General features: G+C 41.4%; 13 protein-coding genes. 4 read left to right on the top strand and 9 right to left on the bottom strand.

What is annotated here, in order from left to right:
- Window positions 1-77: 77 nt before the first annotated feature.
- The 6 genes from ACT3QR_RS11655 to mtgA all read right to left on the bottom strand — a co-directional run bounded on the left by ACT3QR_RS11655 (window position 78) and on the right by mtgA (window position 4,752).
- Window positions 78-278, bottom strand: coding sequence for a hypothetical protein (locus ACT3QR_RS11655; protein WP_444521494.1), 201 nt, complete (start codon window positions 276-278; stop codon window positions 78-80).
- A gap of 159 nt (window positions 279-437) precedes the next feature.
- Window positions 438-764, bottom strand: a complete 327-nt coding sequence (locus tag ACT3QR_RS11650) for a hypothetical protein (RefSeq protein WP_444521493.1) — start codon at window positions 762-764, stop codon at window positions 438-440.
- A gap of 66 nt (window positions 765-830) precedes the next feature.
- Window positions 831-1,088, bottom strand: coding sequence for a hypothetical protein (locus ACT3QR_RS11645; protein ID WP_444521492.1), 258 nt, complete (start codon window positions 1,086-1,088; stop codon window positions 831-833).
- A gap of 77 nt (window positions 1,089-1,165) precedes the next feature.
- On the bottom strand, window positions 1,166-1,336 hold the full coding sequence (locus ACT3QR_RS11640) for a hypothetical protein (RefSeq protein ID WP_444521491.1): 171 nt from the start codon (window positions 1,334-1,336) through the stop codon (window positions 1,166-1,168).
- A 313-nt stretch (window positions 1,337-1,649) separates the two neighbouring features.
- Window positions 1,650-3,794 carry a polyphosphate kinase 1 gene (gene ppk1 / locus ACT3QR_RS11635; protein ID WP_444521496.1) on the bottom strand — a complete coding sequence of 715 codons (2,145 nt, stop codon included), beginning with the start codon at window positions 3,792-3,794 and terminating at the stop codon, window positions 1,650-1,652.
- A gap of 268 nt (window positions 3,795-4,062) precedes the next feature.
- A complete protein-coding gene (mtgA, locus tag ACT3QR_RS11630) occupies window positions 4,063-4,752 on the bottom strand; it encodes a monofunctional biosynthetic peptidoglycan transglycosylase (RefSeq protein ID WP_444521490.1) in 690 nt (229 codons plus the stop codon).
- Between the two features lie 297 nt (window positions 4,753-5,049).
- On the opposite strand from mtgA, the gene ACT3QR_RS11625 reads away from it, so the two are divergent.
- From ACT3QR_RS11625 to ACT3QR_RS11610, 4 genes are all read left to right on the top strand, one after another.
- Window positions 5,050-5,355: a glutaredoxin family protein gene (locus tag ACT3QR_RS11625; RefSeq protein WP_444521489.1), complete on the top strand. Its 306-nt coding sequence runs from the start codon at window positions 5,050-5,052 to the stop codon at window positions 5,353-5,355.
- 56 nt (window positions 5,356-5,411) lie between these two features.
- Complete coding sequence (locus ACT3QR_RS11620) at window positions 5,412-6,611, top strand: alpha-hydroxy acid oxidase (protein WP_444521488.1); 1,200 nt, start codon at window positions 5,412-5,414, stop codon at window positions 6,609-6,611.
- A 167-nt stretch (window positions 6,612-6,778) separates the two neighbouring features.
- Window positions 6,779-7,828, top strand: coding sequence for a rhomboid family intramembrane serine protease (locus tag ACT3QR_RS11615; RefSeq protein ID WP_444521487.1), 1,050 nt, complete (start codon window positions 6,779-6,781; stop codon window positions 7,826-7,828).
- A 147-nt stretch (window positions 7,829-7,975) separates the two neighbouring features.
- Window positions 7,976-8,788 carry a MipA/OmpV family protein gene (locus ACT3QR_RS11610; protein ID WP_444521486.1) on the top strand — a complete coding sequence of 271 codons (813 nt, stop codon included), beginning with the start codon at window positions 7,976-7,978 and terminating at the stop codon, window positions 8,786-8,788.
- A 193-nt stretch (window positions 8,789-8,981) separates the two neighbouring features.
- Here the strand turns inward: ACT3QR_RS11610 and ACT3QR_RS11605 are convergent, their stop codons facing one another.
- The 3 genes from ACT3QR_RS11605 to fumC form a co-directional block, all read right to left on the bottom strand.
- Window positions 8,982-10,058, bottom strand: coding sequence for a DUF6602 domain-containing protein (locus tag ACT3QR_RS11605; protein WP_444521485.1), 1,077 nt, complete (start codon window positions 10,056-10,058; stop codon window positions 8,982-8,984).
- A gap of 250 nt (window positions 10,059-10,308) precedes the next feature.
- The gene (locus ACT3QR_RS11600) at window positions 10,309-10,836 is read right to left on the bottom strand and encodes a peroxiredoxin (RefSeq protein ID WP_192518204.1); all 528 of its coding nucleotides are present in this window, start codon (window positions 10,834-10,836) and stop codon (window positions 10,309-10,311) included.
- 310 nt (window positions 10,837-11,146) lie between these two features.
- Entirely contained in the window at window positions 11,147-12,550 is a 1,404-nt protein-coding gene (fumC, locus tag ACT3QR_RS11595) for a class II fumarate hydratase (RefSeq protein ID WP_444521484.1), read from the bottom strand.
- Window positions 12,551-12,672 lie beyond the last annotated feature (122 nt).

Below are 12,672 nucleotides of genomic sequence, written 5' to 3'. Positions count from 1 at the left end.
GATACAAGAGGTTCATTCCTATCAAATACAGTGCCTTTTTTATAAATGTACAAAATAGTTATTGGTACACCGACATATTACTTATTGTCTTCCATTAAAGGGCTGTCATACTGTTTGTTGCTCTTAGCGATATTATGCGGATCATGGTCTTCCGTAGCCCTTTCTGCTGCAGATGGATTTGCTTTCTGCAATGCATCGTCAGGGACAATACCATTATTGTCATCTGCATCTTTCAAATTAGGATCACTTTTGACACTTTCATTATGTGAGTTATTCATTGGTACTCCCTACTATGGTAACTGCTTGGCTAATCTAAAAAATATTAATCATAAGCAAGCACTCATTAATCACTGTGCAAATAAATTTGGGTTGCATCTTATATTCAATGCCTAGCTTCTCTCTATCCGTTTTTTATTCTTAGTATGTTTTACACTTACTTAATCTTTTTCATCAGGGTTTAAGATACGAGTCTGCGCATTGTCGATATTGGCATAACGATTCAAATCATTAATAGCCTCACTCTTGGGCGCTGCACTACCGACAGTCTCTTCATTTATATTGTCGTCGAATGCGGTACTACCTTCTTGATCACGGCGGTCTGGCTGACGTGCTGGATTATCATTGTCATTCACATGCTCTGAGTCCACTACAGATTCATCAAAAGTATCCGTTCCTTTATCCTCAGTAGTATTTTTCTCAATTGCACTGTGATCATCAGGTCCTAGTACCTTCGTGTTGCTTACCACTGTGTCTTTGGCTTTCATTACTATGTCCTCGTTTTGTATTTATAATTTTGTCTATTTGGTTGGCCCACTCTTATCTATAGATCTTTACTCGTTGCCTTTTTGGCTCAAGTCGTAGGCACTCAGTTCTGCTGCGTTTTTGCCGCCAGCAGCAAGGTCTTCTTCTTTACGTGGATCCGCATACACCTCATCGGTCTCTTGCGAATCTTGCTCAGGTCCATCGATCTCAGGTTTGTGCTTGCGACCTGCATAGCTATCTTTTGTATTTTCTAATTCATTAGCAGCAGGATCATCCACGATTACTTTTTCTTCCGTTTCTGTTGCTACTGGTTTTTGCATAGTCATGGCGTGTCCCTCGCTTTATCATTTGTTTTTATTATCTATTAGGTTATCTACTGGGTCAGTATTCTAATCGTTGTAAATTACTTATCAGTGCGTAGGTCATCATCAATAAAAGGCGTTTGCTCTTCTTCGTTCAATGATTCAGGGGCGTCGACTTTTTTGTTTTCTGCTAAGTTGTTTTCAACTTTCTGCCCATTTACATGTTCTGCAGCTTGCTTGATATCCGAGTTATCATTGTTAGTAGTACTCATAATCATTTCCTATTCTTATAATTTAATTAAATGGTTTTGAAACACTAAATATATACATCTTAAACTTGTACCGACGCCCAAAGAAGTAACCAATAATTAGTAAGTAGCGTCATAGTTGACATCAATTATAGGTATGACCTTGGGTAATGCACCAGTGTACTGCCGTATCAATATGTGAATAATTGTGAGGTTGCAAGACAGTTTGTAACTTTTGCAGTGAGTAAGCACAAAAAAACCAAGCATCAGTATTTACCAATGCTTGGTTAGATAGATAATCAAATCGCTAAAAATCAGCTAAAGGCAATCCTAGGAATTAGCTAGACTCTCCCACACGATTGATCGTCTTTAACAAATGATCTTGTGCGACATGTGGCTCCTCTCCTGCTGCTGGCTGTAACTGCTGCCAAACGCCATTGCCATCAAGTGTCCATGCTTGCGTATTGTCTTGTAAGTAGTTAATCAAGCCATCTTGATAAATCTGCTTAAACAATTTTTTATTCTCAATCGGGAATGCCACTTCCACGCGATGAAACAAGTTACGATCCATCCAGTCTGCACTACCGCAGTATAGACGCTCATCGCCGTTATTATAAAAATAATAAACGCGCGTGTGCTCCAAAAACCGTCCGATAACAGAGCGTACCGTTATATTTTCAGAGAGTCCTTTCACTTGCGGACGTAGACAACACATAGACCGCAAAATCAGCTCAATTTTCACACCTGCTTGCGATGCATCATACAACCTATCAATGAGTCGACGCTCTGTTAGTGCGTTGGTTTTGATAATAATATGAGTCTGTTTGCCTGCTTTGGCATGAGCGATTTCATCATCGATAAAACTCATCAACTTCTCGTGCAAAGTAAACGGTGCATGTAGCAGCTTTTTAAGGTTAGCAGGTTTACCCATTCCTGTCAGTTCTTGGAAAATTTTGTGAACATCTTCTGAGATATCAGGATCGGCACTGAATAGACCATAATCTGTGTAAACCTTGGCGTTAGCCGCATGATAGTTACCCGTACCTAAATGTACATAACGGCGAATCCTATCACCCTCGCGGCGTACGATTAGCATGAGCTTGGCATGGGTCTTATAACCGACGATACCGTAGACCACCACCGCGCCAGCTTCTTGTAAATAATTGGCAACCGCAATGTTAGACGCCTCATCGAAACGCGCACGCAGCTCGATGACAGCCGTGACTTCTTTACCATTGCGAGCAGCAGCAGCAAGTGCTTTGACGATTTCTGAATTGGTACCTGAACGATATAACGTTTGTTTAATCGCCAATACTTTGGGATCGCTAGCAGCTTGCCAAAGCAAATTGATAATTGGAGAAAAGGCGTGGAAAGGATGATGAACCAATACATCGCTTTTACGCATGGCAGCAAACATACTGGTCGATTTGTCTGATTTATCCATTTCTCGGCGAAATGCTTTTGGCACGACATGAGTAAATGGCTGATAGCGCAGCGCAGGAATATTAAAGTCAAACAGCAGGCGCGTTAAATTGACAGGGCCATTGACACGATATAGCTGATTGTCGTGTAGCTCAAACTCATTAAGCAGATATTCACTGATATGTGTTGGACATTCAGTTGTCACCTCGAGACGCACTTTATCACCGAAACGGCGGTTTTCAAGCTCACCCTCTAGCGCCTTGGCAATATCTTCGACATCATCAGCCAAATCTAAATCGGCATTACGTGTCAGCCTAAATTGGTGACAGCCTGTCACACTCATTCCAGGGAATAGCTCACCGATATGCTCATGAATGATAGCAGATAGCATGACGTGATGTTCTTTTCCACCAGTCAGATCATCTGGCAGACGAATCACGCGCGGTAGACTACGCGGCGCAGGTACAATCGCTAAGTTGATATCGCGACCAAAGGCATCTTTGCCTTCCAATGTGGCAATAAAATTTAAGCTTTTATTCACAAGACGCGGGAACGGATGCGCCGGATCAATGCTAATCGGTGTCAATACGGGTACGACTTGCTCGGTAAAATAGCGCTTCATCCATGCAGACTGCTCAGCGTTTAGCTCATCACGTTTGAGATAGCGAATATCCTCTAATGCAAGCGCTGGCAAGATATCTTCATTGAGAATCCGATATTGTTCATTAATGGCAGCATGCGTAATAATAGATATCTCGTTTAGCACTTCGCTAGGGCGCATGCCATGGGCGCTGGTCGATACATCACCGATATTAAGCTTTTGCATGATGCCAGCGACACGAATCTCAAAAAACTCATCGAGATTGGATGAAAAAATAATTAGGAAAAATAAGCGCTCAAGCAATGGATGGCGAGAACTAGATGCCTGTGCTAAGACGCGAAGGTGGAACTGTAATAAAGATAAATCACGATTGATATAACTACTGGGTGAATAGCTGCCGTCTTCTGAGCGTTGCCATTCGACGTCAGCTAACTCATTCTGGCTATTATCTATACTCATATCTTTATTAATACTTTTATTAGCGCCCTCGTTCACACTATTAACGTCAACCATATCGTTAACATCATCGCCCTGATTACCAGTCATCTCTACCACGTCACTACTCCTTTTGCGTTATCGATACGCCATTATCTTATATAGTTCTGTCTTTATTAGAGCGTGTTCTTCTTATACTATTTTTAAAATGAGGACACGCCCTAGTGTTATTTGAAATATCTAGCCTACAACATCCTAGCCTAAAATATAGCCCACCCCTAAGACTTTATATTTACGAAGAGGCTTGCGGTAATACGGCATTTTTCATGCGTTTCTTAATAATGGCTTGCTTATTGCGTAAACGTCTATCGCCTTGATTGTCTTCGTAGTACTTTGGATTGGTGAGCATCGCAATGAGAAGTGCTGACTCATCTCGGTTTAGATTGGCCGCAGACTTGTCAAAATAATGATGCGCTGCTGCATCAATACCATAGATACCATTGCCAAACTCTGCCACATTCAGGTAAGCGGTCATGATACGCTGCTTGTCCCATAGTGTTTCAATCATTACGGTGATAATCGCCTCTTCACCTTTACGGACATAAGAGCGATGCGAAGTTAAGAACAAGTTTTTTGCCAATTGCTGAGTAATCGTTGAACCACCCGCAGAGGTTTTACCTGTCTCCTCGTTTTTTTTCATTGCCGCTTCAATACCTTTCATATCGAAACCGCTATGCTGACTAAACGTCGAATCCTCGCTCACAATCGCTGCTTGCTTGGCAGACTTAGCAATCGCATCGTACTCAGCCCATGTCTGGGTGACCGTGCCGCCTGTCAGGCGATGCGTCAACATAAACATACTGTTGTTAATTGGCTGCGTTTTCCAAATTAATAGTAGGCCAACGACCAAAATATGGAATGCGACAACCAGTAACATAATTGCCAATAACAGTCGTTTGATAAATGTGCCAAAACTTGCCATGCGCGATATCCGAGTGGTTAAAAAAGTAATAAGATAAGATAGATACTCTATTGATAACTATAAAACATCAACTAAAAATCAATGATTTTAAACGGGCTGTTTATAGTTATTTATCAACTGCTGATCATCGGCCATTAATAACAATCAATAGCAGGTCATCTTACCTAATCTCACAATCGCTGTCATTATTTACCCCATTTCTTTATGATGTAATGACCGTTAAAATATTTTGCGTTTTAGACAAGCGCGTGATAATAGTCAGCGCGTTGCAATCAGTATGAAAATAAGAGACTACCCATGCATGATGATATAGAAGTATTACGAGCGCGTGTTATTTCAGAAAATCCAAGCCTAGACACCGTTGATAACGACAATCAATGGTGGCTACTGGGCACAGCGGGCTGTCACTTATGTGATGTCGCTGAACAAATAATCACACAGTTTCAGGCAGTACAACCAATTAGCTATCAATATGTCGATATTGCAGACTTTGATGAAGCGCTCATGATGAAGTTTGCTACGACTATTCCTGTGATTTTGACGCCATCCAAACGATTAGACTATCCGTTTTCGGTGATGGACTTGCAGCAACTGCTCGCTTAATAAAATTAGGTCTATAATAAAGACGTTCTATTACGATGATAAAGTGGTGAGAAATCATGAAAGAATTAAAGCCTGTCTTAAAAAAAATAACAGAAATCGAAGACCTACGCCGTGTCGCTGAACGCAAAGTACCGCGTATGTTTTACGATTACGTCGACTCAGGCTCATGGACTGAGACCACATATCGTAATAACGAAACTGACTTTGACCGTATTAAACTACGCCAGCGAGTATTGGTCGATATGGACAACCGCAGTCTGGCAACAAATATGATTGGCGAGTCCGTCAATATGCCAGTCGCCATCGCCCCAACTGGGTTTACAGGTATGATGTGGGCGGATGGTGAGATTCATGCCGCGCGTGCCGCTGAAAAGTTTGGTGTGCCCTTCTCGCTTTCGACCATGAGCATCTGTTCTATCGAAGATATCGCGACGCATACCAGCAAGCCGTTTTGGTTTCAGTTATATGTCATGCGTGACCAAGACTATGTGGCCAGATTGATTCAACGGGCAAAAGATGCCAACTGCTCGGCGCTGATCCTCACAGCTGACTTACAAGTGCTCGGTCAACGCCATAAAGATATCAAAAATGGCTTATCTGCACCGCCTAGACCGACCCTTACCAATATCATGAACCTAATGACTAAGCCGCAGTGGTGTATGAACATGCTAGGCACCAAACGCCATACCTTTGGCAATATCGTAGGTCATGCGAAAGGTGTTGATGACTTGTCCTCTCTAACTGCTTGGACAGAAGAGCAGTTTGATCCGCGTTTGAGCTGGGATGACGTAGCCCGTATCAAAGACATGTGGGGCGGCAAACTCATCATCAAAGGTATCATGGAACCTGAAGATGCCATTATGGCTACTCGTAGCGGTGCCGATGCGCTGGTCGTCTCAAACCATGGTGGTCGTCAATTGGATGGCGCATTGTCTTCTATTGCTGCGCTGTCCGATATTGTACAAGCTGTCCATGCTGAAGATAGCGATATCGAGGTGTGGCTAGACAGTGGCATTCGCTCTGGTCAAGATGTGCTAAAAGCTATTTCATTGGGCGCGAAAGGCACGATGATTGGGCGCGCTTTCCTCTATGGATTGGGCGCTTACGGTGAAGATGGTGTACGCCGCGCGCTTGAAATTATCTATAAAGAGTGTGATCTATCAATGGCGTTCTGCGGTCATACCGACATCAATAAAGTCACGGATGATATCTTGGTCAAAGGTACTTATGAGAACCTTAAAATTGGTAGGTTTTAGAACTAGCCGTTTTTAAGAACTTTCGATTTCTAAGAGCTAGCTAGCTTTAAAAGCTATCAGTCATCAAGGCTATCAGAACTTGTACCATGATGACCTGCGGATACATAACATTATCTGATCATACCCTTTATACTATATATACAACATTTTGATGATATCTCGCTTTTATGACCATTCAACAATTACTAAAAACCGCACCTGTCACTACGCTGTTATTAGCCAGTTTTATCGGGCTATTTATTATGCAGATATTGACAGGTGTCGATGCCAATAACCCCTCTACAGAGGCACTGCTCAAATGGGGTGCCAATGCATTACCTTTTACCATGAATGATGATCCATGGCGATTAGTCAGTAGTGCGTTTTTGCACATTGGTCTGATGCATTTGTTGTTTAATGGGTTTGCCATGTACTTCTTTGGGCAGATTGCCGAGCCGATGTTTGGCTCAGCCAAGTTTTTGGCTTTATTTTTACTGGCGGCAGTCGGTGGTAATTTACTCAACAGCTATGTCACATGGCAAAGTATTTTGGATGGTACAGGACAGCCTGGCCTATCAGCTGGCGCCTCGGGCGGTATCATGGGTATTGGTGCGGCATTACTGATCGCGGCATTATTTAAAATATCGATCAATGGCATGATACTCAACCTCAAAAGTCTCATATTTATTATGGGCATCAACCTCATCTATGGGTTTGCCGTACCAGGTATTGATAATGCAGGACATATCGGTGGCGCAATCACAGGACTGGTGATCGCGTTGGCTTTTGCCATTAGCTATCGTCAGCGCTTGGCTATCGATATACAAAATGCAGCTACTCAGCAAGCTCAACGTGTCCACGCTTATCAAACCACCTATCACTACGGTAACCAAGACGGCAATCAATACAAGAGTCAGTATAATGACCCACTCAATCACTCAGACCGTTATGGCAGTAGCTCCATCGATCAAGATGTCATTAATCAAAGTGCTGAGTTAGATAATTATGATACGGCTATGCCAAATGTACGCGGCAATGTAGACAACAGCACTGCTACCTATTCAGCATCGGATAATAGCGCAACTCATCGCATCGCCGAGCCCAAAGAACCTGTAAAACCCTCATTTATCTGGCAGCTGTTACCATGGTTTACGATGCTACTTATTAGCATTGGTTTTGTCTGGTGGTGGCAAGATATTCATCATCAATTGCTGCAAGTACTAAAAGCCATTGAGTAAATGCTCATACTTATCTATTATTGCTATATAGTTCCCAAAAACAGCATACTGACTAATATTACGGATTCGTTTTATTAACTGTCCTTTTGAATACGCATCGCCTAATCGCACCACTCAGTTATCTATACTCACTCATGAGACCCAATTATGTTAAAACTTGCAGCGCTACCTAATATCTCTACACGTACTATGTTTAGCGCGTTCACCGCTACTGCACTATTTAGTGTGGCTAGCATGTCTAACGCCGCACTTTTTAATGATAACTTGCCGACTGACAAAGACGCTGTCCTTAGCGTTGGGGTTAATGTCATGGCGGTCAACTCAGCCTATGATCTCGAAGACAATACTGAAGTGCGCGTGCTACCAGGTGCATTTTATGACAACAATAGAGTCTATGTACGCGGTGCACAAGCTGGTACGTATCTGATCAATGACGGCGTTAATCAGTTGTCGGCTTATGCAAAGCTTGCAGGTTCTGAGTTTGAACCTGATGATGCCAATGATGCACTTCAAGGTTTGGATAAGCGTAAACCCTCAGCAGAAGCAGGTCTAAGCTATCAACGTCGTATCGCTATCGGCGGCATCCGCGCGCAGTTCGGTACTGATGTGTTGGATCGTAGTGATGGTAATACAGCTCGCTTGACCTACCTTACGAGATTTAGCAAAAACAAGCTGACCGTCTATCCAAGCATTGGTTTTGAATATCATGATGCCGACTACAACGAATACTACTATGGCGTGAGTGATGAAGAGTCAGCAGAAACAGGCGTTGCTGCTTATAAGTCTAACTCTAGCTTGAACCCGTATATCAACATTAGCGCCAACTATGACTTCAATGAGCGCTTTGCAGGATTTGCCAATCAAAGCCTGAGCTATGTACCAAATGAGCAATACGATAGCCCAATGGTTGACTCACGTACGGAGTCAACAACGACGCTTGGTTTGCTATATAAGTTCTAATTAAGCCTAAATTGTCATAAAAAAAGACCTTACCGCGTAATGTGGTAAGGTCTTTTTTATTGAATAGCTCTAGATGCAAGGCGCGCCCAGAAAATATCTCATTTTTTTAATTTTCAATTGGTTTGTGAGTTTTCTGGCTAATTGCAGATATTCTTTTAAATAGAAATTTATGTAATGGATTCTATTTACAGTCTCAACTACCTTTGTTTCTATTGACTGTGAACACCATTCTATTAAAGTCACTACTACTTTCAAATTTAAAGGTTGCTCTATCAGTATCATATTTCAAGCCATCCTCATCAAAATCGTGAGCACTTAAATTTCCCCACATGTCTTCATAGCAAATGGAAAACACTTTATAGTCAAGCTCTTTACCACTGAGTAAATAATCTCCAAAGCTTTTCTGAGAAAGAGTATTAGATATTCCTGAAAAAAGAGATAGCATTACATCGTTATCACTAGTGGACTCAATACCATACCATCTATGAACTATAAATTTAATCTCACTATATTTAACTCCATTGATCGTAAGTTCGTTCTTATCTAGATTGTTTATATTATTATCCATCTGAATAAAGTTTTTAATGAAGGCAGCGAACTCTGCTCTACTCATTCTTGATAAAAGTTCATTGTTTGTAACCGATTCACGAAAAGCATCAAAGGCATCTTGAAGTGTGGAACCGTCTGATTTGTCCAATAGCTTAACAAAGTCGCTATTACTCATCTGATCTTTAAGATAATGTTCTGACTTATGTTTAAAGTAATAGCACTTGTCAGCAACACATAAAGCTATTAAGTTCGGTTTAGTATAAAAAGCACTTTCGTTTTTTTTATAGCGTACTAGTTCACTACCTTTAATATCGCTAGAGAATGAAAACAATACAGTAGGTGAAGTACCTCCAATTGATGCAAATCTTTCAAACTTATCAATAGTTGTTTTAAGTTCTTTAGAGTTCAACGTACTCTTAACTTCGAAAATATACTTCACAGCTTCTATAGGGACAAAAGTTAAATCCTCTTTTATATATGGAGGAAGTATTTCATCATTGTATATTAGAATATCACTTTCATTTGATTGATCACCTTTGGAATTTTCTGTAACGCCTTTAGTAAGCTTAAACTTCTGAGGAATTACATCTTTTATTAGTAATAATATGCCATTTTCATTCAATCCACCCTTTATTCCTTGATGTCTGACATTCTTATTTACCTCAAACTCACCTTTTAGGTTGTTTATTTTATTATTAAATGACTTAGAGATAATGCTCATACTGAAAGACCTTGAAAATGGATAATGCTGATGATTATTCTATAATATCACTGTTGATAATTATAATCTCCATTTACAATGCAGACATAAATACTAACTCTTCGTAACAAGACTTTTTAACTCTAATTAAAGATGTATCCTGCTAGTTTATATGAGCAAAAATTAGAATTAAGTCTAAGAATGTAATCAAAAAAAGACCTTGCCATATTACATGACAAGGTCTTTTTTATTTCTAACTTCTCAATGGAATCTAAGCATTACTTTTTAAATACGCTAACATAGTGTCCGCATCTGATACTTCAAATGGATCTATTGGACAGTTATCGCCAAAATCAGCTTCTTTAAAGACTTTTTTAACTTCTTTATTGTCGACAACCATCGAATAACGCCATGAGCGCATACCAAAGCCAACATTGCTTTTATCAACAAGCATGCCCATTTTACGAGTGAACTCACCATTACCATCAGGAAGTAAGAAAACGTTTTCACGGTTTTGCTTTAGACCCCATTGGTACATGACGAACGCATCATTGACAGAGATGCAAACTATTTCATCTACGCCCAATGCCTTGAACTCATTATAAAGCTCTTCATAACGAGGCAGATGGCTGGTTGAACAAGTTGGCGTAAAAGCACCTGGTAGAGAAAACACTACCACTTTTTTATTGGCAAATAACTCATCTGTGGTTAGGTCATACCATGTGAATGGGTTGTCACCGCCAATAGAGTCATCACGAACACGAGTTTTAAAAGTCATATCAGGAACATGGGTAATCATTATTTACTCCGATTTAGGTTATTGTCTTTTTTTCTAAAATCCTGCATATATATGATAATAGTTATACTGGTCCATAAGCAATCTTTGAGATTACATCCCCTATATAAAATATAAAGCTAGCTTGACAAGTATAGACCAAAAAAAAACCTTGCCATATTCTCTTATAACTCTTATAAGAAGTGACAAGGTCTTTTTATTTCTAAATTCTCAGTGAAACAAATATGACACTACCGGAAAGACGTATACAAATGGTACGGATCGTACATCAAGCAAATCTAACGCCGTAGCAGGTCCTTATTTGGTCTACTGCTTACTTAGGGTTCACCATATCAGCAGGAATAACCCACTCATCAAACTGAGCTTCAGTTAATAGCTCCAGCTCAACCGCAACTTGCTTCAAGGTTTTGTTTTCTTTATAAGCCGTCTTAGCGATTTTCGCTGCATTTTCATAACCAACATGACGGTTCAATGACGTTACTAGCATCAATGAATTGTGCAAGAAGTCATCAATTTTGTCTTTTACTGGCTCGATACCCACTGCACAGTTGTCGTTGAAGCTATTGCACGCATCGCCAAGCAGTTTAATAGACTGTAACAAGTTAAACGCGATCACTGGCTTATAAACGTTTAGCTCAAAGTTACCTGATGCACCAGCCATGCTGATAGTCGTGTCGTTACCCATGACCTGAGCGACAGCCATGGTCATTGCTTCTGACTGAGTTGGGTTCACTTTGCCTGGCATGATAGAAGAGCCTGGCTCATTTTCAGGAATCGTCAACTCGCCCAGACCACAGCGAGGACCTGATGCTAACCAACGTACATCGTTAGCGATTTTGTTTAAGCTCGCTGCTAGCGTTTTTAGGGCGCCTGATACAAATACTTCAGCATCACGAGCGGCTAATGCTTCAAACTTGTTCGGTGAGGTAACGAATGGCAAGCCAGTCAAGGTTGATAACTGCTCAGCCGCTGTTACTGCATAATCAGGATGGGCGTTTAGACCAGTACCAACCGCAGTACCGCCTAATGGCAATTCATACAGGCCTTGTAGCGCGTTATCGATACGAGTCAATGCATGGTCAAGTTGGCTCACATAGCCGCTGAACTCTTGGCCTAGGGTCAAAGGCGTCGCGTCTTGCAAATGCGTACGACCGATTTTTACGATGCTATCGAATTCTTTGGCTTTTGCCGCTAATGTATCGCGTAGTGCTGTTACCGCTGGAATCAGCAAGCTATTGATCTGACGAGCAGCCGCCACACGGATTGCTGTTGGGAAGCTGTCGTTGGTAGACTGTGCATGGTTTACATGGTCATTTGGGTGAATTGGCGTGTAGCTGCCACGCTCAGAACCAGCGATCTCGTTAGCACGGTTGGCAAGTACTTCGTTCATGTTCATGTTTGACTGTGTGCCAGAACCTGTCTGCCATACGACCAACGGGAATTGATCAGTTAAACCACCATTGATGATTTCGTCAGCGGCTTGTACGATTAGATCACGCTTGTCGCCTTCGATACGCTCTAGGCTTGCATTGGTAATCGCAGCGGCTTTTTTGACCATTGCCATCGCTTCAATCATTGGACGCGGCAAAGTCTCGCCACCGATTTTGAAGTTTTGACGGCTACGCTGCGTTTGCGCACCCCAATAAGCATCAACTGGGACTTCCACATTTCCCATAGTGTCTTTTTCGGTACGAGTTGCCTGATTCTGTGTCGACATAACTACCCTCTTTGCTGGTTTGTTGTTAGATAATTGAACGATAAAAAGTGCAACAGCTGCTGCACACAAACGGAAATACGATGTAAAGTGGCGTTATGATAGCATGACTAAGGCGTGTTGAA

Origin of the sequence: Psychrobacter sp. AOP7-B1-25 (genome assembly GCF_052376195.1) — a bacterium.
In the GTDB taxonomy this organism is placed as follows: domain Bacteria; phylum Pseudomonadota; class Gammaproteobacteria; order Pseudomonadales; family Moraxellaceae; genus Psychrobacter.
The sequence above is the reverse complement of the archived record's forward strand: the minus strand, read 5'-3'. Positions and strand labels throughout refer to the sequence as shown.